At 65.4% G+C, this 22,730-nt stretch carries 21 protein-coding genes; 4 read left to right on the forward strand and 17 right to left on the reverse strand.

What is annotated here, in order from left to right; all coding sequences use genetic code 11:
• Position 1: 1 nt before the first annotated feature.
• Complete coding sequence (locus THPRO_RS09715; RefSeq protein ID WP_038093699.1) at positions 2-1,102, forward strand: glycosyltransferase family protein; 1,101 nt, start codon at positions 2-4, stop codon at positions 1,100-1,102.
• Here the strand turns inward: THPRO_RS09715 and THPRO_RS09720 are convergent.
• The 10 genes from THPRO_RS09720 to THPRO_RS09765 form a co-directional block, all read right to left on the reverse strand.
• Positions 1,078-2,187: a glycosyltransferase family 4 protein gene (locus THPRO_RS09720; RefSeq protein WP_038093696.1), complete on the reverse strand. Its 1,110-nt coding sequence runs from the start codon at positions 2,185-2,187 to the stop codon at positions 1,078-1,080. The two genes, THPRO_RS09715 and THPRO_RS09720, sit on opposite strands and share 25 nt — an antisense overlap.
• Before the next feature lie 24 nt (positions 2,188-2,211).
• A complete protein-coding gene (locus THPRO_RS09725) occupies positions 2,212-3,276 on the reverse strand; it encodes a glycosyltransferase family 9 protein (protein WP_052064708.1) in 1,065 nt (354 codons plus the stop codon).
• Between the two features lie 8 nt (positions 3,277-3,284).
• Positions 3,285-4,043, reverse strand: coding sequence for a glycosyltransferase family 2 protein (locus THPRO_RS09730; RefSeq protein WP_038093690.1), 759 nt, complete (start codon positions 4,041-4,043; stop codon positions 3,285-3,287).
• A complete protein-coding gene (gene waaC / locus THPRO_RS09735) occupies positions 4,033-5,079 on the reverse strand; it encodes a lipopolysaccharide heptosyltransferase I (protein WP_038093687.1) in 1,047 nt (348 codons plus the stop codon). Before waaC ends, THPRO_RS09730 begins: the two co-directional genes overlap by 11 nt.
• Complete coding sequence (gene waaF / locus THPRO_RS09740; protein ID WP_038093684.1) at positions 5,079-6,119, reverse strand: lipopolysaccharide heptosyltransferase II; 1,041 nt, start codon at positions 6,117-6,119, stop codon at positions 5,079-5,081. Before waaF ends, waaC begins: the two co-directional genes overlap by 1 nt.
• A gap of 16 nt (positions 6,120-6,135) precedes the next feature.
• Positions 6,136-6,372: a zinc-finger domain-containing protein gene (locus THPRO_RS09745; protein WP_065089560.1), complete on the reverse strand. Its 237-nt coding sequence runs from the start codon at positions 6,370-6,372 to the stop codon at positions 6,136-6,138.
• A 29-nt stretch (positions 6,373-6,401) separates the two neighbouring features.
• A complete protein-coding gene (locus THPRO_RS09750; RefSeq protein ID WP_038093681.1) occupies positions 6,402-7,322 on the reverse strand; it encodes a branched-chain amino acid transaminase in 921 nt (306 codons plus the stop codon).
• Positions 7,323-7,373: 51 nt separating this feature from the next.
• On the reverse strand, positions 7,374-10,256 hold the full coding sequence (gene glnE / locus THPRO_RS09755) for a bifunctional [glutamate--ammonia ligase]-adenylyl-L-tyrosine phosphorylase/[glutamate--ammonia-ligase] adenylyltransferase (protein WP_407922449.1): 2,883 nt from the start codon (positions 10,254-10,256) through the stop codon (positions 7,374-7,376).
• A gap of 156 nt (positions 10,257-10,412) precedes the next feature.
• Complete coding sequence (locus THPRO_RS09760) at positions 10,413-11,849, reverse strand: porin family protein (protein ID WP_038093679.1); 1,437 nt, start codon at positions 11,847-11,849, stop codon at positions 10,413-10,415.
• A 62-nt stretch (positions 11,850-11,911) separates the two neighbouring features.
• Positions 11,912-12,379 (reverse strand): DsrE family protein, encoded by a 468-nt coding sequence (locus tag THPRO_RS09765; RefSeq protein WP_038093725.1) that lies wholly within the window; start codon positions 12,377-12,379, stop codon positions 11,912-11,914.
• Between the two features lie 412 nt (positions 12,380-12,791).
• Here THPRO_RS09765 and THPRO_RS09770 point away from each other — a divergent pair, with 412 nt between their 5' ends.
• Together THPRO_RS09770 and THPRO_RS09775 are read left to right on the forward strand one after the other, a co-directional pair.
• A complete protein-coding gene (locus tag THPRO_RS09770; protein WP_065089561.1) occupies positions 12,792-13,346 on the forward strand; it encodes an RNA polymerase sigma factor in 555 nt (184 codons plus the stop codon).
• The gene (locus THPRO_RS09775; protein WP_038092411.1) at positions 13,346-14,086 is read left to right on the forward strand and encodes a hypothetical protein; all 741 of its coding nucleotides are present in this window, start codon (positions 13,346-13,348) and stop codon (positions 14,084-14,086) included. The genes THPRO_RS09770 and THPRO_RS09775 overlap by 1 nt, the downstream gene beginning before the upstream one ends.
• 29 nt (positions 14,087-14,115) lie before the next feature.
• Here THPRO_RS09775 and THPRO_RS09780 read toward each other — a convergent pair whose 3' ends face one another.
• The 7 genes from THPRO_RS09780 to THPRO_RS09810 form a co-directional block, all read right to left on the reverse strand.
• Positions 14,116-15,171 carry a type IV pilus twitching motility protein PilT gene (locus THPRO_RS09780; RefSeq protein ID WP_038092415.1) on the reverse strand — a complete coding sequence of 352 codons (1,056 nt, stop codon included), beginning with the start codon at positions 15,169-15,171 and terminating at the stop codon, positions 14,116-14,118.
• Between the two features lie 2 nt (positions 15,172-15,173).
• Entirely contained in the window at positions 15,174-16,268 is a 1,095-nt protein-coding gene (locus tag THPRO_RS09785; RefSeq protein WP_038092416.1) for a type IV pilus twitching motility protein PilT, read from the reverse strand.
• Positions 16,269-16,286: 18 nt separating this feature from the next.
• Positions 16,287-18,671: a protein kinase domain-containing protein gene (locus THPRO_RS09790; RefSeq protein WP_065089562.1), complete on the reverse strand. Its 2,385-nt coding sequence runs from the start codon at positions 18,669-18,671 to the stop codon at positions 16,287-16,289.
• A gap of 15 nt (positions 18,672-18,686) precedes the next feature.
• Positions 18,687-19,154, reverse strand: a complete 468-nt coding sequence (locus tag THPRO_RS09795; RefSeq protein WP_065089563.1) for a hypothetical protein — start codon at positions 19,152-19,154, stop codon at positions 18,687-18,689.
• 261 nt (positions 19,155-19,415) lie between these two features.
• On the reverse strand, positions 19,416-21,068 hold the full coding sequence (gene groL, locus THPRO_RS09800) for a chaperonin GroEL (protein ID WP_038092418.1): 1,653 nt from the start codon (positions 21,066-21,068) through the stop codon (positions 19,416-19,418).
• 49 nt (positions 21,069-21,117) lie between these two features.
• A complete protein-coding gene (groES, locus tag THPRO_RS09805; protein WP_038092421.1) occupies positions 21,118-21,408 on the reverse strand; it encodes a co-chaperone GroES in 291 nt (96 codons plus the stop codon).
• A 128-nt stretch (positions 21,409-21,536) separates the two neighbouring features.
• A complete protein-coding gene (locus THPRO_RS09810) occupies positions 21,537-21,989 on the reverse strand; it encodes an FxsA family protein (protein ID WP_052064585.1) in 453 nt (150 codons plus the stop codon).
• A gap of 190 nt (positions 21,990-22,179) precedes the next feature.
• On the opposite strand from THPRO_RS09810, the gene THPRO_RS09815 reads away from it, so the two are divergent.
• A complete protein-coding gene (locus THPRO_RS09815) occupies positions 22,180-22,725 on the forward strand; it encodes a thioredoxin family protein (protein WP_038092422.1) in 546 nt (181 codons plus the stop codon).
• Positions 22,726-22,730 lie beyond the last annotated feature (5 nt).

A 22,730-nucleotide genomic window follows, 5' to 3' on the forward strand; every position in this document is an offset into this window, starting at 1 on the left:
CGTGCGCATCCTGCTCGTCACCGACCTCTACCGCGGCAGCGACCACTCCGCCGTGGAAGCGATCTTCGGACGCCGTCTGGCCGGTCTCGCCCAGGTCGAGCGGGTCTATTTCGACCGCGAGGCGACGCGCGCCCTGCGCGAGGACGGGACGATCACCCTGCCCCACGCCTGCCGGCGCCGTGGGCTGGCCGATGCGCTGGGCGGTCTCGTCGACCTCGGGGATTATGACTGGATCGTGGTGCGCAACCTCTTTCCCGCGCTCGCAGCGATGCTGCGCGCGCGCAGCGGGCACGGCCCGCGCATCGCCTTCTGGGACTCCTTCCCGCATGCCTACCGGCGCTATCACGAATCCCGCGTAACCGGCCGCGCCAGGCTGCGCAAGGCGCTGGAATACCGCTGGCGCGCGCGCGCGGAGGCGCGGCTGATTGCCCGCTGCGATGCCTATCTGCCGATCACAGACACCCACCGCCGCCTGTTCCACCCGGCGCTTAACGTGCCCAGCCACCCACTGCCGCTCGGCTTCGACTTCGCCGGCCTCGGCCTGCCCGCACGCCCGCCGCGCAGCGGTCCGATCCGCTTCGTCTACGCCGGCACCATCGACCGGCTGCGGCGCATGGATACGGTGCTGGCGGGCTTCGCCGCCGCCCGCGGCGACTATGAGCTGCACCTCTACACGCCGCTGGACGAGGCCGGGCGGAAACGCCTCGGCCTGCCGAACGATCCGCGCTTCGTCTATCACCCGCCGGTACCGCGCGACGCGCTGCTGCGCCGCCTCGCCGAGGCAGACGTGGGCCTCGGCCTGATCCCGCCGCTGCGCCTTTACCTCGGTTCGTCGCCGACCAAGACCTTCGAATACTACGCCGCAGGCATCCCCGCCCTGCTCTCGGAGCTGCCGGACTACCGCGCGGTGTTCGACGAGGAGGCTGCCCTGTACTGCCCCTTCGACGAGGCGGGCATCGCCGCAGGCGTGGAACGCGTGCTGACCCTCGGTCGCGATCCGTTGGACGCGATGGGCGAACGCGGGCGGGAAGCGGTACGCGCGCAGCGCGACTATGCGCACCTCGGCGAGGCCCTGCTTCAGTTCCTCGCCGAACTGGGTTGATCGGCCTCACTCGCCGTCCCGCTGACCGGCAAAATGCGTGCCTCGAAGGCTTCGATCACCCGTCCCCAGGTATAGCCGCGGGCATGCTGCAGCGACGCCTCGAACATACGCTGTGTGGCACCGTCGTCGTTGAGGATGCGGCGCATGCAGCGATAGACCGATTCGGGATCGTGAGGCTTGCACAACAGGCCATTCACGCCATCGACGATGATTTCCTCGTTGGCCGTGCCGAGCGAGCCGATGGAGGGAATACCGCAGGCGTTGGCTTCGAGATGCACCAGGCCGTAGCCCTCGAAGGCGTCGTGGGTGTTGACCGAGGGCAATACATGACAGAGACAGCGGGCGTAATAGCCAAGCAGTTGTTCGTGCGTCACGACGCCGGTCTTGATCACCTGCGCGTCGATGCCCAGTTCGGCAATCCGCCGCGTATAACGCTCGCTCGGGCTGCCGACCAGGTACAACCGCGCCTCGGGGTACTCGGTGACCAGTCGCGCGAAACCGTCGAGCAGATCGTCGACACCCTTGCGCGGTTTCTGCGCGCCCACGAAAAGGAAAGCCGACTCCTTTTCGACCTCTGGCAGCGGACGGTAGGTCTCGGTGTTGACACCCCAGGGCACGATCTCCAGCGGCCCGCGGTACCAGGCCCGCGCCTTGGCTGCGGTGAAGCCGCTGGGCACGACCAGCATGTCGACCGCGCGCGCGGCCCAGCGATTCGGCCAGCGCCATCGACCACGGATGAAGGGGTAGTAGATATAGGTCCCCTGTCCGATCAGCACCAGACGCGGGATGCCGAGACGGCGCTTGAGCCGCGCGGCAAGCGGGAGATGCGGCTCGATCGCGCACACGATCACGTCGAAGCGTTCGCCTGACAGGCATCGCACGATGCTGTCGGCATCGCGGCGCAGCGCGCGCGGCGTCCTGTAACCATTGGAGGTGATCAGGTCAAGCCCGGAGTTCTGCGCATCGCCCTGCTCGGACAGCACCGTCACGCGGTGGCGCTCGCGCAAACGCACGACCAGCTCCAGGGCGACGGTCGCCCAACCGTTGCGAGTGCTGAATTCGTTGGTGATCAGCAGGATATTCATGTCGATCTGCGGTCAGCCCGCCGTTTAGCGGGACATCAGTTCCGAGAAAGCCACAAGCACCGCATCGACATCGACATCGCTGACGTCGCGGGCCGGCGTCTGCAGCAGGCGGTAATCCGTGGCCCAGGGATGCCAGCGCACCGGATCGGTGGCGCCGAACAGGCAGACGATGGGCCGCTCCAGCGCCGCGGCGATGTGCATCGCGCCGCCGTCGCTGCAGATCACCCGGTCGCACAGCGAAAGCCCCGCGATCAGCTCGGCGAGTCGCTCGGTGCGGCAGGGGGTGAGCAGATCCGGGCCCAGCACGGCGGCGAGATGATCCGCCTTGTCGTCGTCGCCGGGATGGAAACGGTCGTCCGGCGCACCCGGCGACCAGAACAGCAGGAAGTGCGCGCCGTGTGCCTCGTGCAGGCGCCGCGCGAGTTCGACGAAGCGCTCCACCGGCCAGCGGTTGGAGGGCTTGCGTGCGCTGACGTGCAGCCCGACCAGCGGCCTGCCGGCTGCCGCGGCGGGCAGGCCCGTACGGATCGCGTCGGCAAGCACCGCATCGGGCGCGAGCCGGGCGGCCGGCGGCGGCCCCTCGATGCCGAAGGGCGCGAGCAGGCGGAAGATGTCCTCGACCTCGTGCATACCCGCGCCGCTGCCGTAGGGTACCGGCGTGTCGATGGCGCCCGCACCGCGCCGCCCAGGCTCGGTGAAACCGACGATGTGGCGCGCCCCCAGCGGACGCGCCAGACGCAGCGCCCGCGGCAGGAAGTGCGCGCCGCCGAGAACGGCGTAATCGAAGCGCTCGCGACGCAGGTGCAGGGTGAGCTTGATGCGCCGCCAGTACACCCCCGCGACGCTCTCGCCGTCCTCGCGATGCTTGGCCTTGGTGTAGGCGTAGACCGCATCGAGGTCGGGGTGACCTGCCAGCACGTCGCGGTTGTAGCTGTTGACCAGCGCGGCGATGTGCGCCTCCGGGTAGCGGCGCCGCAAGGCGGTAATCATCGGCAGGGTGCAGACCAGATCGCCGATGTTGTCGCGGCGGATGACCAGGATGCGCGGGCGGGTCGGCACGTCGAGGGTGGGCATAGCTATATCTGACATGACGATTCCTAGTCGGTGCCGCGCCGCCGGCCGGCCACCAGATCGAGGTGCTTGAGAAACGAGGCGAAGCAGCCTAGCAGAATGTGCGCGAGACCGGGGAGGCCGTCGAGGAAGCCTAGCCTGATCACGTAGAACTTGACGAAGCGCAGCCCCGGACTGACGACCGCGCGCACCCAGGAGGAGCCGCCGCCCGCGGCGCGCACCCTTTCGGCCTGCAGGTGGGCGTAGCGTGCCTGCTTGGCCGCGTATTCGGCGACCCCGTACTCGGATTCGTGCAGCAGATCGCCCGCGAGGGTGATGACGGGATCGTCGGTGAGCACGGTTTCGTGCACCGCATCCTCGCTCCACTCGGCGTGATCGCGGTGAAACAGGCGGATGACGTAGTCCGGATAGCCTTCGCCGTGGCGCAGCCAGCGCCCCATGAAGCGGTTGCGCCGGGCGATGCGGCAAACCATCGCCTTGGGTTCGGTCAGCGCCCCCTCGATGCTCGCACGCAGAGCCTCGGAAACGCGTTCGTCGGCATCCACGCACAACACCCAGTCGTGCAGGGCCTGATCCACGGCAAAACGCTTCTGAGGGCCGAAGCCGGCCCAGTCGTGATGTACCACGCGGATGCCGCGGCCCTCGGCGATGGCCAGGGTGCCGTCGGTGCTGCCGGAATCGACGATCAGGATTTCGTCGGCGAAGTCGAGGCAGTCGAGGCAGGCACCGATACGCGCGGCCTCGTTGTGGGTGATGATGACGGCCGAAAAAGGTTCACGCGCCACCTGCCACCCCCCGTGGTCCGGCTGCCAGCAATGCGTCCAGTTCGCGCCAAACGCGCTCGGGGCCGAGCGTCGCGTAGCAGGCCGGCTGCACCGCGGCCTCGCCGCGATAACGGCACTCCCGCGCGAGGCAGGGCGAACAGGGGAAATCCGCGGCCAGATGCACCTGCCGCTCGCCGAAGGTGCCGGTGCGGTCGGCGCGGGTCGCGCCGTACAGGGTCACCGAGGGCGTACCCAACGCCGCGGCCAGGTGCGCCAGCCCGGTATCGACCCCTACGACCGCGCGCGAAGCGCCGATCAGCGCGGCCAGCTCGCCCAGACCGCAACGCGGGAGTACCGTGGCCGCATCGCCGCCCGCCGCGGCCATGGACTCGGCACGCGCGCGCTCGGCCTCGCTGCCCCAGGGCAGCAAAATGCGATGCCCCGCGGCTGCGGCCATGGCCGTCAGTTCGCGCCAGTAGGTCTCCGGCCAGTGCTTGCTCGGCCAGGTGGTGCCGTGCAGAAACAGCAGGTCGCCTGCCGGCACGGGTGGCGCCGGCAGGCGGTCGCGCTGCAGGCCGTAGGACGCGGGGCTGTCCGGGGGCGGGTAACCCAGCGCAGCGGCCAGCAGCAGACGCGTGCGCACGACGGCATGCTGGTCGCGGGACACGCGCACCCGATGCGCGTAGGCCCAGGCGGCCAGCGGTTCGCGCGCCGAGGCGCGATCCAGCCCCCAGCGCGGGCCGCGGGCGAGCCGCGCCACCCAGGCGCTCTTGATCAGGCCCTGGGCGTCGATCACGCGGTCGTATTCGCGCTCGCCCAGCCAGGCGCGAAATGCCCGGCGCTCGACTCGGGTGCCACGCCAGTTGCGCCGCCAGCGGCGCAGGCCAGCGGGTATGACGCGGTCGACCGCAGGGTGCCAGGCGGGAATCTCGGCAAAACCCTCCTCCACCACCCAGTCGAAGCGGATGCCGGGCAAGGCGCGGAAGGCGTCGCTGAGCGCCGGCAGGGTATGGATCACGTCGCCCAGCGAGGACAGCTTGACCAGCAACACGCGCATCAGACGACCAGTGCGTCCAGCGCGCGCACCACGCGTTCGGGGTGCAGACCGCGCAGGCATTCGAGATGACCGAGCGGGCATTCGCGCTTGAAGCAGGGGCTGCATTCGAGACCGAGGCGCTCGATGCGCGCCCTGCCCGGCATGGCCAGCGGCGGGGTGAAGTCCGGATCGGACGAGCCGTAGACCGCCACCAGCGGACGTTCCAGCGCCGCCGCCAGATGCATCAGGCCGGAATCGTTGCTGACCACGGCGCGCGTCAGGGCCATCAGGTCGACGGCTTCGGTCAGCGTGGTCCGGCCCGCCAGGTTGACGCAGTCGGGGCCGGCGTCGCGGCAGACGACCTCGGCCATGGCCTTGTCGCGCTCCGAGCCGAACACCCACGACTGCCAACCCTGTGTGCGGTAGTGCCGGGCGACGGCGGCGAAATACTCGGGCGGCCAGCGCTTGGCCGGGCCATACTCGGCTCCCGGGCACAACGCCAGCACCGGCCGCGAGGCATCTAGCCCGAGCCGTGCCGCCGTCTCGATGGCGATGTCCCGGTCGACGTGCAGCGCGGGAAACGGCAGCGACTCGAACGCGGCCGACGCCCCCGGCGGCAGGCCCAGCGCGGCAAAACGCTGTATCGTGCGCGGCAATGCGCGCTTGTCCAGCCGGCGTCGGTCGTTGAGCAGTCCATAGCGATACTCGCCCAGAAAGCCGGTGCGGCGCGGGATCCCGGCAAACCACGGCACCAGCGCGGACTTGAGGCTGCTGGGCAGGATCACGGCCCAGTCGTAGGCCTCGGCACGCAGGCGGCGTCCAAGCCGGTAGCGCTCGCTCAGCCCCAGGCGCCCATGGCCCACAGGCTGCGGGATCGCCTGCCGCACTTCCGGCATGCGCGCCAGCAGCGGCGCGGTCCAGCCCGGTGCGAGCACGTCCATCACGAGCTCGGGGAAACGCGCGCGCAACAACTTGAAAAGGCTCTGGGCCATGATCATGTCGCCGACCCAGGACGGGCCGACGATCAGGCATCGTTGGGGTTCGGCGGCCACCGCCCCCATGCCGGCGCCCAGGACCTCAGCCCGCCTTGTAGGCGTATTCGGTCCCGCAGTACGGGCAACTGGCATGCCGCACGCCATCCGGCCCCGGCGCCATCTCGTCGATGGGCAGATAGACGCGTGGGTGCGAGCTCCATAAGGCACTACCCGGCATGGGGCAGTGCAGTGGCAGGTCGGTGTCGCTGACGGCCACGACGCGCGCGGCATTCGGCGTGCGGTATTCGCCCTGGTGGTCGGCGGTATGCGGGTTCGGCATCTTTATTATCCCTGTTGGCTTCGTTCGCTTCAGACGTAGCTCAGCCAGTGATCGTAACCCGCATCGCGCCCCTGCACCACATCGAAGTACTGCTGCTGCAGGCGCTCGGTGATCGGCCCGCGCGAGCCGCTGCCGATGGCGCGGCCGTCCACCTCGCGGATCGGGGTGACCTCGGCGGCGGTGCCGGTGAAGAAGGCCTCGTCCGCGATGTAGACCTCGTCGCGGGTGATGCGCTTCTCGCGCACCGGGATGCCGAAGGATTCCGCGAAGGCGAAGATGGTGCGGCGGGTGATGCCGTCCAGCGCGGAGGTGAGGTCCGGGGTGTAGAGGGCGCCGTCGTGCACGATGAACACGTTCTCGCCGCTGCCCTCGGCCACGTAGCCCTCGGTGTCGAGCAGCAGGGCCTCGTCGTAGCCGCAGGCGGTGGCGTCCTTCACCGCCAGCATGGAATTCATGTAGCTGCCGTTGGACTTGGCGCGGCACATGGTGACATTGATGTGGTGACGGCTGAACGAGGAGACCTTCACGCGGATACCGCGCTCGAGGCCTTCCTGCCCGAGATAGCTGCCCCAGGGCCAGGCCGCGACCATGCAGTGCACCTTCAGGTTCTGTGCGTGCAACCCCATGCTCTCCGAGCCGTAGAAGCACATCGGCCGGATATAGGCGCTGTCGAGCTTGTTCTGGCGCACGACCTCGATCTGGGCCTGCGAGATCAGCTCGGGGTCGAAGGGAATCTCCATGCCGAGGATCTTGGCCGAGTTGAACAACCGACGGGTGTGATCCTCGAGACGGAAGATCGCCGGCCCGCGGGGGGTGCGGTAGGCGCGTACGCCCTCGAACACGCCCATGCCGTAATGCAGGGTATGGGTGAGCACGTGCACCTTGGCCTCGCGCCAGGGGACCATCTCGCCGTCGAGCCAGATCAGACCGTCGCGGTCGGCCATCGTCATCGTTTTTCTCCTGTCATGTGCATCGTCGTTCGTGTTTGTGAATCGACGCCCTCAGGGCGCCGCACCCTCTTCGCCCAGCTGCGCCTCCCACAGGCGGCCCACCGCGGCCCGCAGGCCGGCGACCTCGTCCGACGGCACCACGGCGGGCATCGCCTGGAGCGTCAGGGCATGCGTGCGGTCTCGATAGGCCTTGTAGGCATCCGTCAGCAACGCGGCGTCGGCCGGGTCCATGACGCCCGCCTCGGCCAACGCTTGCAGTAGACGGATATTGTCCGTGTAGCGGACCAGCGCCGGATGGGCGCGCGCGTGCAAGAGCACGTTATATTGCACCAGAAATTCGATATCCGCGATACCGCCCGGGTCCTTTTTCAGATCGAATTGCACAGGATCGCGGCTGCCCAGCGTCCGCCACATGCGTTCGCGCATCTCGCGCACCTCGCGGCGCAGCGCCGCAGGCGCCCGTTCCCGACACAAGGTGCGCTCGCGAATGGCGGCAAAGCCCGATGCCACCGACGGTGCGCCGGCGATGAAACGCGCGCGCACCAGGGCCTGATGCTCCCACACCCAGGCCTGATCCTGCTGGTAAAGCGAGAAGGCATCCAGCGAACTGACCAGCAGGCCGGAGGCGCCGCTGGGGCGCAGCCTGATATCGATCTCGTAGAGCGTGCCCGCCGACGTATAAGTGCCGAGCAGGTGTATCACCCGCTGCGCGAGGCGCGCGAAATAGACCGCGTTGTCGATCGGGCGCTCGCCGCGCGTGAGCTGCTCGCCGGTACCGGATTCGTAGAGGAACACCACGTCCAGATCGGAACCATAACCCAGCTCGATGCCACCGAGCTTGCCGTAGGCCACGATCCCAAAACCCGCCTCGCGGTCCTCGCCGGCCAGCCAGGGCGGGCCGTGCCGGGCGGCAAGCTGGTGACCAGCCACGGCCAGCACCCTATCGAGTATCACCTCGGCGATCCAGGTCAGCTGGTCGCTTACCCGCATCAGCGGCAACGCGCCGGTCACGTCCGCGGCCGCGACCTTGAGCACCTGAGCCGCCTTGAACTGACGCAGGCGATCCATCAGCTGTTCCACGTCGTCGTCCGGCACCTCGGCCAGCGCCGCCGACAGCTCGCGGGCCAGCCCTTCGCGCTCCGGCGGCGCGTACAGGCTACGCGGGTCCAGCAGTTCGTCTAGCAGCAGCGGCATGCGCGCCAGCTGCTCGGCGATCCAGGGGCTGGCCGCGCACAGGCGTACCAGCTGCGATAGCGCCAGCGGGCTCTCCACCAGCAGCGCGAGGTAGACCGAACGGCCCGCCATGGCCTGGATCAGGGTCAACGCCCGCGCCAGCGTCCGCGCCGGCGCAGGCAGCGTGACCGCCGCCCGCACCAGCAGGGGCACGAGCTGGGCCAGTCGCTGGCGGGCGGTTTCGGTCAAGGTACGGGTGGCCGGTGCGTTGGCCAGTGCGGCGAGATGTTCGGCGGCCGCCCCGGCTTCGGTCTCCTCATAACCGTCGGCGGCAAGAAGCGTGCGCAGCGCCGCTTCATCCCCTTCGCGCCAGGCGCGGGCGAGTCCGTCATCGCCCGCGCCGCCCGCCTCGAGCTGAGGCGAGGCGAACATGCGCTCGAAATGCTCGTGCACACCGCGCATCTGCTCGTCGAGCACGGCGCGGAAGGACGGCCAATCCTCGCAGCCCATGGACCAGGCCAGCCGCAATCGCCCCAACGCATCCTCGGGCAGACGATGCGTCTGCTGATCGGCCTGCATCTGCAGGCGGTTCTCGGCCTGGCGCAAATAGACGTAGGCCGACTGCAATTCCCGTTCCGCCCATCGCGGCAGCAGATCCCGGTCGGCCAGCCGCGCGAGGGTCTCGCGAATGCCGCGGTGCTGCAGCCCGCGGTCGCGGCCCGCACGAATCAGCTGGAAGCCCTGGCCGATGAACTCGATCTCTCGAATACCGCCGGGCGAGCGCTTGAGATCGACATGCTCGCCGCGCTTTTCCGACTCGCGGTTGATCATCGCCTTCATCTCGCGCAGCGATTCGAACACGCCATAGTCGAGGTAGCGCCGATAGACGAAAGGCCGTAACGTCGCCAGCAGGCGCTCGCCGGCCGCATGGTCGCCAGCCGCCACGCGCGCCTTGATCCAGGCATAGCGCTCCCACTCCCGGCCGTGCGCCGCGTAGTAATGCTCCATCGACGCGGCATGCGTGACCAGCGGACCATCGTCGCCGAAGGGACGCAGGCGCATATCCACTCGCCAGACCTGACCGTCCGCCGTCGCCTCCGCCAGGTAGCGGATCAGGCGCTGGGCCAGGCGCGTGAAATACGCCTGATGATCCAGCGACTGGCGGCCGTCGGTCTGTCCGGGTGACGCATAGGCGAAGATGAGGTCGACGTCGGAGGAGAAATTCAGCTCGCCGCCGCCCAGCTTGCCCAAGGCCAGCACGATCAGGCGCTGACCGTCGGCGGGACGGCCGAAGCGCGGCGCGAGCGCGTCCTCGGCAAAAGCCAGCGCCGCCTCGATCAGCCAATCGGCCAGTTCGGACAGATCCGCCAGGGTTTCGGCCAGATCGGCCGCACCCGCCAGATCACGCCAGGCGATGCGGACCATTTCGCGGCGGCGACACTCGCGGATCGCGCGCATGAACGCGGCTTCTTCTTCCACGCCCCCCAAGGCGTCATGGACGCGCGCCTTGAGTTTGCCGGCCCTGTCTGCGGCGACCAGCGCGTCGTCCGCGATCAGCATGCGCATCAGCGCGGACGACTGAATGCAGCTTTCGGCCACGAAGTCACTCAGCGCCCAAACGCGCGGCAGGCTGTCGGGCAGGTCGGGAGACAGCACCGCATCGCCATCGTGACGTTCCAGATAGCGCGCCCACTGATGCGCGAAGCGCGCTTGCAGCGGCGGCGGCAGCAAGGCCGTGGCATCCGGATGAGGCAGCTTGATCGACATCTGCCGGAGACTACTGGGCGCCCGCCGGCGAGACAAGGGCGGGTCCGTGCCACTCGTTCGCAAGCGCGAAAAAAGAAGCCCCGGCGCAAGGCCGGGGCAACGGCGGTTATTACCGCACCGGAGAAAAATCGGTAAAGACTGCCCGCGCGATCAGAACACCGCGGTCAGCTCCAGATCGATTCGGTTGCCCATCGAATTGGCGATCTGCTGCGCGTTGTTGCGCTGCACCGGATTGGTGATCGCATCCGGGTGCGGCACGTCCAGCTTCTGGATTGCGTAGTTCAGGGTCAGGCGCGTGCTCTTGGTGAGGAAGTACTGCGCTCCCAGCGTCCAGGTCTTGAAGTCGCGTTCCAGCGCCGCGTTGTTGGTCAGGCGGTTGTACTGGTCGTAGCGCAGCTGCAGCTGGACGTTGTGGGTGACGTAGTAACCGCCCTGGATGTACGCACCCCAGGCCTTGTTGTCGCTGCCGGGATAGATGGTCCACTGGGTCAGGTTGTTGTATCCACCCAGAGCCTGGCCGGAGTACTGGCTGGCTACGGACGCGTCGTACTGGAACGGCGCGGGCGCGAGGATCCATCCACTTGCCTGCATGTAGCCGGCGTGCATGATGTAACCGCCGGCCTGACGCTGGTGCCGCCCGTATTCGCCGCCCACACCCCAGCGGTTGAGCTTGTAGGTGCCGATCTGATCGATCTTGCGCTGGCCGTTGTGGAACCACACCCAAGCGCCAGCGTCGTTGCGATAGGCGCCCTTGCCGCCGAACACGTAGGACATGCGCAGCATGCCGTAGGTGTCCATGCCGTTGTTGTTGTTGGTGGCGGTGATCGGCCCACCGTTGCCCACCATGAAGGCGTAGGCATATTCCCAGGGGCCGCGGTCGAACCAGTTGAATACCTTGAGGCCGATATCGCGATACGAGCCATAACCCGTCACATTGCTACTCGAAGGAATGAACTGGTATCCGCCATTGCCCGCCGATGTCACCTGCGTCTTGGGATCGATGAAGCGTTCCAGCGTATTCTGCAGCGAAGCCGTACTGTAGTTGACGAACGGCAGCACCGGGATGCCCACGCGCGACTCCCAGCTGCCCGGCACCTTCTGCAGGCCCAGCGAGAAACGCACCAGCTTGGGATCGGCATTCCAGGTCACGAAGGCATCCGAAACCACCGGGTGCTGGCCGGCGAAGTAGGTCATGCCATTGTTGCCGAACTCGGTCAGGAAGAAGTAGTCGACCTTGTTGTCCAGCGGCGACAGCGTGCCGCGCACGCCGATACGGCCGCGCAGCAGGTTGAAGCTGTTGGTGGAACTCAGATTCGGACCGATCAGGTTGAAGTTCGGCACCGCGCCGTTGAAGGCCCGGACCGAAGGTGGTCCCTGCAGGCCGCTGACGGTATTGCCGCTGGTGGTCGCATAGTCGGGCTGGATGAAGCCCCAGACATTGACCGGCTTCGACACGCCCGGGGGCGAGGTATTGTAGAGCTGCAGCCAGTTGGCCGCCTCGGCGGATTGCGCCGCAAGGCCCATGGACGCGGCGACGGCCGCGGCCAGCATGCTCTTGGCGAAGACGGTCTTCGAAGGATTTTTCATAGACACTCCCCTGATCTCGAATTGTTATGAACGAAATGAAACCCGGAACGACGCGCCGTCGATCAGGGCTTGATCAGAATGTAGCCATGCTGCACGAGATCCACGATGCGCGCGGCGCCCGCCGGGACCACCTCGGCCTCGGGATTCAGCTTCGGGGTGTAGCCGAGCTGTTTGGAGAAATTCATCAGCGTGTTGTGGCAGGCGTCGAACTTGATGCCGTAGTTCTTGGCCATCTCGATGACACGCTTGCGGTTCACGTTGTTGTCGAGCAGCAGGCGCAGGCCGGGCCCGAAGGCCACAATTTCAAGATCGACCTTGTCCGGGCCGTAGTAGCGGGCCAGATTGGCCGCCACATTGAGAACCAAGGTCTGCTTCATCGGGTTGGGGTCGCTGATCTGCAGCACGATATGGTGGGTGGCGAAAGGCTTCTGTTCGATGGGCGGCATCTTCACTTCGGCGGAAGCCGGGCCGGCCGCCAGCAGGCCCAGTGACACCAGCGCCAGCAGCGCCCTGAAAACAAATCGACTCATCATGGTGATCTCCCTCTGGATAGCGATACTTATCGTCTTTTCTTACAACCGCACGCCATCGCACGCGGTGTGAGGCAATCCTCAATGAACCAAGATGCGCCCCGTTTAACACTTATTCCACAAATTCTTCACAAAAACTCACAAATATTATTATCTCAATATAATCAATGTGTTGTGATTTCAAAAAAACAACAAGAGCGAACTACAAATGCACTATTTAATTAAATAATTAAATATAAATTCATAATATTAATAACTGTTGATTTACTCACGCACGCCATCCCCATCGACTGCCCGCGCGCCGCCGCGACAATGCGCCGCCCCCCGGCGGGCGCCGCCCGTGGGAATAACTTCGGTATACTGGACGTCTTAATGTCTGGAAACGAGCCCGAAACCCATGGACACGCCAGGTATGTTTGACCTCGTCAGCCTATCCAGCCAGATCAAGAAGCGTATCGCCGAAGAGCGGCCGCGCCTCTACCGCATGGCCTATGCCTGGTGTTGCGACCCCACGCTTGCCGACGATCTGGCACAGGAGGCCATCTCCAAGGGCCTGCAGAAGGCCGGGCAACTGCGCGAGGCCGAACGACTGCAAAGCTGGCTCTACGCGATACTCCACAACTGCTGGCGCACGCATCTGCGTCGGCAGCGCCCGGATCAGCCTCTCGACGAGGAAGCCTTTCCCTGCGACGACTGCCCGGAAACGGTCAATCAGCGGCAGCAGGTCGTGGACCGCGTGCGCGCGGCCATCAAGGCGCTGCCCCTCGGTCAGCGCGAGGTGATTACCCTGGTCGACCTCAACGGTTTCGCCTATGCGGAAGTGGCACGTATCTTGGATATACCCATTGGCACCGTCATGAGCCGTCTCAGCAGAGCGCGTCAGGCCCTGCTGGTCGCCCTGGCGGACGTACAACAGCAATCTCCGCAGACGTCATCTCCACGCGCCTCACTCAGAAGGGTCAAGTGATGAACACGGGATTTCGTGACGATCCTCGACTGCACGCCTACATCGACAACGAACTCGATGTGGACGATCGTGCCGAGCTGCTCGAAACGATGTATGAGGATACGGACCTGCGCAATCAGGTCTGCGAACTGCGCCGCATCAAGGATCTGGTCCAGCAGGCTTACTTCGTCCCACCTCCACCGCCGCAGGCACACGCAAGCCGGCGCGGCTTCGGCCAACGTCGGTCCATCGCGGCCTGCTGCGCGGTACTCGCGCTGATGCTGCTGAGTTTTGCCGGCGGCTGGCTGGTCCACTCGCGCGAGGACGCGGCCTCGCTGACCGACCACCTCGCCGGACTCGGCGCCATCCGTCTCGACACAGGTCTGGGCACGGAGGCGGCACCGCCGCGGGTGCTGCTGCATGTGGCCACGGACAATCCGGTCAAGTTCGCGGGTACCCTGCAGCAGGCCAGCTATCTGCTGAACAAGGGTGGCCGAGATGGCATCGAGGTCGAAGTCGTCGCCAATGCCGGCGGGCTCAAGCTGCTGGAGGCCAACGACAACTCCGATTATGCGACCCGCATCCGCGAAATGATGCGCAAGTATCCGAACCTGCATTTCGTCGCCTGCGGCATCACGCTGCACCATCTTGAGGCAGCAGGCGTGCCGGTCGACCTGATACGGCACGTACGGGTTGCGCCTTCAGCCGTGGAAGAGGTGGTCAAACGCCTGCGCCAGGGCTGGATGTACGTCAACATCTAACGGCGTCGCGCGCACGGGGCTTCAAGCCGCTAGGCCAGGTAGGCACGGAAGGCCTCTTTGTGCGTGCTGTGGGTGTAGGCTTCGTGCCCCTCGATGACGCCGGCGTCGACCAGCCGGCGGAGATCGCCGTCCATGGTCTGCATGCCCACCAACGCGCCGCTCTGCATCGCAGTTTCCAGCTGTCCGACCTTGCCGTCCCTAATCAGGCTCGACACGGCTGCGGTATTGACCAGCACCTCTGTGGCAGCAACCCGTCCAGAACCCTCGGCACGGCGCACGAGCTGCTGCGACACCACGCCGCGCAGGGACGTCGAAAGCATGATCCGGACCTGCGACTGCTTACCGGCGGGAAATACGTTGATCAACCGGTCCACGGTGAGATCCGCCCGCCGCGTATGCAGGGTGCCGAGCACCAGGATACCGGTCTCCGCGGCGGTGACCGCCAGCGCAATGGTTTCGTGATCGCGCAGTTCGCCCACCAGAATCACGTCGGGGTCCTCGCGCAGCGCCGAGCGCAGTGCGGCCGCGAAGCTCGGCGTGTGCTCGCCGACCTCGCGCTGGCTGATCAGACTACGCTTGCGCGAATGCACGAACTCGATGGGGTCCTCGATGGTGAGGATGTGGCCACGCCGCTTGGAATTGATAAAATCGACCATCGCCGCCAAGGTGGTCGACTTGCCCGAGCCGGTCTTGCCGGTCACCAGCACCAGCCCCTGCTTGTGCTGACAGAGGCTGCCCAGCACCGGCGGCAGGTCTAGCGCCTCCAGCGATCTCGGCACATGAGGGATCGCCCGCATGACCAGGCCAAGGCCGCCGAGATGGCGGAAGAGATTGACCCGGAAACGCGCCTGATCGGCCATTTGATACGCGAAATCGACTCCGTCCTCGCGCTCGAACCGCGCCCGGGCATGCTCGCCCAGCAGCTCGCCCGCCATGGTTTCGATTTCCTCGGCGGGTAGCGGGCTGTCGGATACGGCCTGAAGTTCGCCGTCCAGTCGCATCCGGGGACGCTGCCCCGCAATCAGGTGCATGTCGGAACCGCCGCGCTGCAGCAAATCCTCCAGCCAGCGATCCACGCGGCTCACGCTCAGCCCCCGGCCAGGCCGACGCGCGGCAGCAACGATGCGTCGGTCACGAAGCGCTGGAATGCCTTTTTATCCTGCGCGTAGAGATAGGCGTCGTCCGGATCGATCAATTTGCGCTGGATCCCGTCGAGCAGACCCTGGTCAAGCAACTGCATGCCCGCCTCGCGTCCGGTCTGCATGACCGAGGGGATTTGATGCGTCTTGTCGCTGAGCAGCATCTGCGCGACCGCGGGCGTCATGGCCAGGGATTCCACCACCACGCGACGTCCGCCCCCCTCGGCCGAACGCACCAGCACCTGGGAGATGACCCCTCGCAGATTGTTCGCCAGGAAACTTTTGCCCTGCTCGCGCTGCTCGGCGGGCAAGGCGTCGATGATCCGGTCGATGGTCTTGACCGCCGTGGTGGTATGCAGCGTGGCCAGCACGAGATGGCCGGTTTCGGCGGCGACCATGGCCATCATGATGGAGTCGGGATCACGCAGCTCGCCGACCAGGATCACGTCGGGGTCCTCGCGCAGCGCCGAACGCAGACCTTCGCTGAACCCGGGCACATGGGTACCGATCTCGCGCTGGACGATCTGCGCCTTGCGGCTCTCATGGATGAATTCGATCGGGTCTTCGAGCGTGATCACGTTCAGTGCATCCTGCCCGTTGATGAGATCGAGCATGGCCGCCAGGGTGGTGGATTTACCCGTGCCGGTCGAGCCGGTCACCAGCACCATGCCCTGACGATGCTCGGCCAGACGATGAACCACGGGCGGCAGGCCCAGATCACCAAGGCTCGGCACGAGCGAAGGGATGTGTCTGAACGAGGCGCCGATACCGGTCGCCTTGCGAAACACATTGGCGCGAAAGCGGCCGACGCCCTCGGCCATGTAGGAAAAATCGAGATCCTCGCCCAAGCGGTAGCGCTGCTTGAGATTCTCGCTGAGGATTTCGAAGACGTAACCCAGCAGCTCGCGATCGCCAAGTTCCCTGAAACGAATCGGCATGATTTCGCCGTTCATGCGCAGCAACGGCGGCGAACCCACCGCCAGATGCACGTCGGAACACCCCTGTTCGCGACCGAGTTTCAAGAAGGCATCAATACGCGCCACGATGCCGCCTCCCCAGCCTCACAGCCGGTGATCGTGCATAAAGGGCTCCAGCGTACGCCGCACCTCGGACATGTTGCGGAAACGTTTGTCCGGGTCGACGGCCATCATGCGGGCGACGAAAGCACTCAACGTGCGTGAGATTTCGGGGTTGCGCTCGTGCAGTGGCGCGGCGCCACCCTGCACATGCTGATACATCACCGCTACGTTGTCCTCACCGCTGTAGGGCGAGCTGCCGGCGAGCATTTCATACAGAATCACGCCGAGGCTGTAGATGTCCGTGCGCGCGTCGATGGTCTTGCCGAGCACCTGCTCGGGCGCCATGTAGCGGGGCGTGCCGACCAGCAGGCCGGTTCGCGTCAAACGCGTATCGGTGCTGTCGACCGCAGCGGCGACACCGAAATCCACGATCTTCACCAGATTGTGTTCGTTGGTGAGGATGTTGCCGGGCTTGAGATCGCGATGCACGATGCCGATCGCATGCGCCGCGGTCATGCCCGCGGCGACTTCATGCGCGATGTGCAACGCCCGCTCCAGGCTGAGTGGCACCTGCGCCTTGACCTCGGCGGACAGGGCCGTTGAAGGGAAGTATTCCATGCTGATCACGTACAAGCCGCCCAGCATGAAAAAATCGTAGATCCGAATGACGTTGCGGTGCTCGATGCGCTTGGCGAAATGATGTTCGCGCTGGAAGCGCCGCACCATGTTGTCGTCCACGGCCATCTGCGGATGCAGAAACTTGAGGATAACCTGCTCGCCGCGCACCAAATCCTCGGCCAGCGTCACCGTGCCGAAGGCACCGCGCCCGATACGCCGGATATGGCGGTATCGCTCGCCCAACAGCTCGCCTGCGCGCAGCAGCTTGAGCTTGATCGGCGGCCCCTCGATGACCGGCACCTCCGCTTCCGCGCTCCCGGCTTCCGAGGCATCCCCGGTCATCGGCGTGGCATAGGTTGCGGCGGCCGCACCCGGTGCGGCGTAGCGTTCACCTAGGCGGATCGCACAGTCGCGCGCCAGTTCGCGCACTTCGTCTTCCGGCGCGCTCTGGGCCGCTTTCTCCAGGCGCCCGCGGATTGTCGGAGCATGCGCCGCATCGGCCAGTTCCACGAGCACCAGCATCGCTTCGCTGCGCACCGCCGGCTCCGGCCGGTTGAGCTGCGCCGATACGGCCTCGATCTGCTCCACGCCACCCAGACGCATCAGTGCCCGCAGCACTGCGACCGCGGTCGAATCGTCACGCTCAAGCAGCGGCATCAGCGCCGGCACGGCGGCCTTGTTGCCCAGCTTGGCGAGCGCATCGACGGCTCTTTCGCGCACCCACCAGTCCGAATCCGCCAACGCATCGATCAAATGCCGGAACGAGGCCTCGTCCTTGATCGAGTTCATGATCTCCACCGCGGCACGACGGATGAATTCATCGTCGTCACGCAGCAGGGAAACGACCGCCTGAATCACTCGGCTGCCGCCGATTCGAGCCAGGGCGTCCGCAGCACGCGCGCGCACCCACCAGTCGTCGTCACGAATGGCCCGGAGCAGCGTCTTGATCGCCGTGGTATCCCCGATTTCGTTGAGGATCTCGACGCCGGCACGCCTGACATACTCCGACTCGTCGCGCAGGATGTCGATCAGGTGGGTGAGTGTCTCGGGGTCCTGCATCCGGATGATGGTTTCCACCGCGCGCCCCTGTATCGACATGTCGCTGTCGCGCAGCAGGCGAAAGGCGGTTTCGATATCCAGTGCACCGGGATGGGCCGCGAGACCTTCGAGGGCGAGCTGGCGCACCGTCTTGCCCGGGTCGTCGAGCAACTGGCGCAGAGCCTCATGCGCCTGCGGATGATCGAATCGCCCCAATACACGCGCCACGCCCTGTCGAATCTGCAGATCACGGGCGTTGGCGCGGCTCGCCAGCTCGGGAATCAACGACGGCTCCGCAATCTCCGCGAGCAGACGGAAGGCGATATTGCGTTCGCTGGGGTCCAGGTGGCTGATCTGACGCAACACGCCGGCGGCATCGAGCGCCTTGCCCTGCGCCGACAGGATATCCAGCAACGCCGCCTTGGGGACCGCCGGGTCCGCCAGAAACTCCAACAGATGATTGGGGTTATAACCCCGTCCACCACGCAGGATCTCGACCGCTGCCTGGGCCAGGCGCGGCTCGCCGGCGGCCAGCACACGGTGGAAATGCGGTAGGCTGTCGTCGTCCAGCAGCCGCGTCAGAATCTGGACGAGCCGGCCGCGATTGGCGCTTTCGCCGGACGCCAGCAGGCGAATCAGCCGAGGTATGGACTCGCCCGCGCACTCGCGCAACTTCTGCAGGGCCTCCACACCCTCCACCGAGCTGATCTGCTTGATAGCCAGCATCTGCGCGATGCGTCGTTCGGTGCGGAAATCTCGGAACAGACTCATAGCTCGAACGCCGGTTCAGTCTCGGGGGATGGCCCGAACGATATAGGCCTTGTTGATCAAGGCCACGCGTGCCTCCTCTTCCAGGAAGACACGGATGAAGCGTTCGACATTCACATTGAGATAATCCAGCAGACGACGGCGTTCGGGCGGCAGATTCTCGCGAATGGCGCCCACGAAAACCGAACCGTCCATCAAACCGAACTCGCCGCGCAATACCACATCGGCCGCGCGCAGGCTTTCGTCTTCGGATTCGTACTCCATGCGAACCAGCGCATTTTTGTTATAGAAACGCAACTCCCCGCCATGGCATTGACACGCCAGGAAGGGGGCGGGTTGATTGAGCAGGTCGATCGGCAGCTCGGCAGGCAGCTCGCCAGGATGATCCGAAACGAGATAGATGCCTGCCAGCACCTGCCCTTCGGGATGAATCCACATCCGCACTTGCTTCAGCGCCTTGGGCACCACCCAGGCATGCTCGACCATGTCCGCTCCCTACGCATTTATTGAGTTTATCGGGGTCGCTGAACCCCTGCCCCTGGCGATTAAAGCTAACACGGCGGGCATGTTCATTACCATACAATCACTTAAGCCATTTTCCTGACAAAACGCATATCGCGCCGCCGCGGCCTTCGACGACGCCCCGTTCGCGCGATCGGCACGAAACGCTCGCGGCCTCCGCCATGCGGGCAAAAAAAGAGCCCCGCACAAGGCGGGGCTCTCTTGGATCGGCTTGTACGCCGGGCGTTACATCATGCCCATGCCGCCCATGCCGCCCATGCCGCCCATGTCGCCGCCGGCCGGGGCACCGCCCTCGTCCTTCTTCGGCAGCTCGGCAACCATCGCCTCGGTGGTGATGATCAGGCCGGCCACGGAAGCGGCGTTCTGCAGCGCGGAGCGGGTGACCTTGGTCGGATCGAGAATACCCATCTCGACCATGTCGCCGTACTCGCCGGTCGCGGCGTTGTAGCCGTAATTGCCGTCACCCTCGCGAACCTTGTTCAGGATCACGGAAGGCTCCTCACCGGCATTGGCGACGATCTGGCGCAGCGGCTCTTCCATCGCACGACGGGCGATGCTGATCCCCGCATCCTGATCGGCGTTGTCGCCCTTGAGCGCGGCCAGACCGGCCAGCGCGCGCACCAGCGCGGTACCACCGCCGGGCACCACACCTTCTTCGACGGCCGCACGGGTGGCGTGCAGGGCGTCTTCGACGCGCGCCTTCTTCTCCTTCATTTCCATCTCGGTGGCGGCCCCGACCTTGATCACGGCCACACCGCCGGCCAACTTGGCCACGCGCTCCTGCAGCTTCTCGCGATCGTAGTCGGAGGAGGCCTCCTCGATCTGGGCGCGAATCTGCTCCACGCGCGCCTTGATGTCCGCGCCACTGCCGACACCGTCGATGATAGTGGTGTTTTCCTTGGTGACCTGCACCTTCTTGGCGCGACCGAGATCCTCAAGGGAGGCCTTCTCCAGCGACAGGCCAACCTCTTCGGAGATCACCTGGCCGCCGGTCAGCACGGCGATGTCCTGCAGCATGGCCTTGCGGCGGTCGCCGAAGCCCGGCGCCTTGACGGCTGCGACCTTGACGATGCCGCGAATGCTGTTGACCACCAGGGTGGCCAGGGCCTCGCCCTCGACATCCTCGGCGATGATCAGCAGCGGCTTGCCTGACTTGGCCACGCCTTCCAGCACGGGCAGCAGCTCGCGGATATTGGAGATCTTCTTGTCGTAAAGCAGGATGAAGGGGTCATCCAGCTCCGCCGACATGCTCTGCTGGTTGTTCACGAAGTAGGGCGACAGGTAGCCGCGGTCGAACTGCATGCCCTCGACCACGTCCAGATCGTTCTCCAGACCGGAACCCTCTTCGACGGTGATCACGCCTTCCTTGCCGACCTTCTCCATCGCCTCGGCGATGATGTTGCCGATCGAGGCGTCGGAGTTGGCGGAGATGGTGCCGACCTGGGCGATCGCCTTGTTGTCGGTGCAGGGCTTGGACAGCTTCTTGAGCTCATCGACCGTGGCCGCAACGGCCTTGTCGATGCCGCGCTTGAGATCCATCGGGTTCATGCCCGCAGTGACCGACTTCATGCCCTCGCGGACGATGGCCTGGGCCAGCACGGTCGCGGTGGTGGTGCCGTCGCCGGCGACATCCGAGGTCTGCGAGGAGACCTCCTTCACCATCTGCGCGCCCATGTTCTCGAACTTGTCGTCCAACTCGATTTCCTTGGCGACGGAAACGCCGTCCTTGGTCACGGTGGGCGCGCCGAAGGAACGCTCAAGCACCACGTTGCGACCCTTGGGACCCAGCGTGACCTTGACCGCATTGGCCAGCACGTTCACGCCGCGCACCATGCGCGAGCGGGCGTCGTCGGAAAATTTGACTTCCTTTGCACTCATTGCCAGTACCTCTGTCTTGATTCAGATGTTGGATTCGCAGAAAGACCGATCAGCCTTCGACGACCGCGACGATATCTTCCTCGCGCATAACGAGCAGCTCCTCGCCGTCGATCTTGATCTCGGTGCCGGCATACTTGCCGAACAGCACCTTGTCGCCGACCTTGACGTCCAGCGGGCGGACGTCGCCGTTCTCGAGAATCTTGCCCTTGCCCGCAGCCAGCACTTCGCCGCGAACGGGTTTCTCGGTCGCCGAGTCGGGGATCACGATGCCACCGGGGCTGGTGCGCTCTTCTTCCATGCGCTTGATGACCACGCGATCATGCAAGGGGCGAATGTTCATGTGCTACGACTCCTTATTTCAGATTAAAACCACGATGAAGTTTGGCGGTGGTATTTAGCACTCCGCGTAGGAGAGTGCTAATAATAGTGGCGGACTTGGCAAAATCAAGGCCTCGTATCGCACGTCATTCAACGGTCATCGTCGGACGGCAGATGGCGGTACTCCGCATCATAGACCCGACCGCCGTGCGTACCGCGAACACGCGACGACACTTGCATCTCGACTACCGTCCGGCGCAACCAGAACGCCACGATCACCCGCCTCAGCGGCGGCAGCAGGCACAGCAGGCCAAGCACATCGGTAATCACGCCGGGCACGAGCAACAGCACGGCACCCAGCAGGATCACCACCCCCTCCAGCATCTCCTGCGCCGGCACCTCGCCGCGAGCCATGCTCTGCTGCATGCGGCGATAGTTGCTCAGACCCTGACGGCGCAGCAGGAAGGCGCCGAGCAGCGCGGTGCCGACGACCAGCGCGACCGTCGGGAACGCGCCGATGACCGTCCCCAGCTTGATCAGGATATACAGTTCGAGCAGGGGAAAACCGATCAGAAGCAATGCGAAGAGCGGAAAAACACGCATAGGCTCGGACGAATCCGGCGCCGGGGCGCCTTTGGCGGGTGGACCAAGAGCATTGGGGCGAATCACCGCCATTTCAATGCCGCATCGTTGAAATATTCAGGCCACTCCCAACGTCTATATAGATAGGAGCGACCCGACCGGCACCAGGGCTGACTCGATAATGAAGCCGGTCACACCAGGGAGATCGATCATGAAATCGTTGCGCACGCTCGGCCAGGCATTACTTGCCGGCCTGCTGTTCGCCGCCGCCGCTCACGCCGCGGAACCCCGCGATCCGGGAAAATTCTTCTTCCAGGAAAGCTTCGGCAACTTCCAGGAGGAACTGACCACCGCCCGTCAGGCCGGCAAGCAAGGCATACTGATCTTCTTCGAGCAGGCGGATTGCCCCTTCTGCCATCGCATGAAGACCACCGTACTCAACCGTCCGGAGATACAGGACTACTACCGCAAGCATTTCCTGATTTTTTCGATGGACATCCAGGGCAGCCTGCCAATCACGGACTTCCAGGGGCACGAAACCACCCAGAAGGATTTTTCCTTCAAACAGTTCCAGGTCCGCGCCACACCGGTATTCGCCTTCTTTGATCTGAACGGCCGACTGATCACCCGATACACGGGCGCGACCTCCGGCGCACGCGAGTTCATGTGGCTGGGACATTACGTCGCGGAAGGCCGCTACAAGGACACCTCATTCATCCGCTACAAGCGGGAGATGCGCGGCAAGGAGACCAGCTGAGCTCC

Source organism: Acidihalobacter prosperus, assembly GCF_000754095.2.
GTDB classification, from domain to species: Bacteria; Pseudomonadota; Gammaproteobacteria; order DSM-5130; family Acidihalobacteraceae; genus Acidihalobacter; species Acidihalobacter prosperus.

Coding starts and splice junctions, on each gene's coding strand:
- groL (WP_038092418.1), bottom strand. CDS start 21,068: ATGAGTGCAAAGGAAGTCAAATTTTCCGACGACGCCCGCTCGCGCATG.
- THPRO_RS09795 (WP_065089563.1), bottom strand. CDS start 19,154: ATGGTCGAGCATGCCTGGGTGGTGCCCAAGGCGCTGAAGCAAGTGCGG.
- THPRO_RS09790 (WP_065089562.1), bottom strand. CDS start 18,671: ATGAGTCTGTTCCGAGATTTCCGCACCGAACGACGCATCGCGCAGATG.
- THPRO_RS09745 (WP_065089560.1), bottom strand. CDS start 6,372: ATGCCGAACCCGCATACCGCCGACCACCAGGGCGAATACCGCACGCCG.
- THPRO_RS09775 (WP_038092411.1), top strand. CDS start 13,346: ATGAACACGGGATTTCGTGACGATCCTCGACTGCACGCCTACATCGAC.
- groES (WP_038092421.1), bottom strand. CDS start 21,408: ATGAACATTCGCCCCTTGCATGATCGCGTGGTCATCAAGCGCATGGAA.
- waaC (WP_038093687.1), bottom strand. CDS start 5,079: ATGCGCGTGTTGCTGGTCAAGCTGTCCTCGCTGGGCGACGTGATCCAT.
- waaF (WP_038093684.1), bottom strand. CDS start 6,119: ATGGGGGCGGTGGCCGCCGAACCCCAACGATGCCTGATCGTCGGCCCG.
- THPRO_RS09720 (WP_038093696.1), bottom strand. CDS start 2,187: ATGAATATCCTGCTGATCACCAACGAATTCAGCACTCGCAACGGTTGG.
- THPRO_RS09815 (WP_038092422.1), top strand. CDS start 22,180: ATGAAATCGTTGCGCACGCTCGGCCAGGCATTACTTGCCGGCCTGCTG.
- THPRO_RS09770 (WP_065089561.1), top strand. CDS start 12,792: ATGTTTGACCTCGTCAGCCTATCCAGCCAGATCAAGAAGCGTATCGCC.
- THPRO_RS09760 (WP_038093679.1), bottom strand. CDS start 11,849: ATGAAAAATCCTTCGAAGACCGTCTTCGCCAAGAGCATGCTGGCCGCG.
- THPRO_RS09765 (WP_038093725.1), bottom strand. CDS start 12,379: ATGAGTCGATTTGTTTTCAGGGCGCTGCTGGCGCTGGTGTCACTGGGC.
- THPRO_RS09810 (WP_052064585.1), bottom strand. CDS start 21,989: ATGCGTGTTTTTCCGCTCTTCGCATTGCTTCTGATCGGTTTTCCCCTG.
- THPRO_RS09750 (WP_038093681.1), bottom strand. CDS start 7,322: ATGACGATGGCCGACCGCGACGGTCTGATCTGGCTCGACGGCGAGATG.
- THPRO_RS09725 (WP_052064708.1), bottom strand. CDS start 3,276: ATGTCAGATATAGCTATGCCCACCCTCGACGTGCCGACCCGCCCGCGC.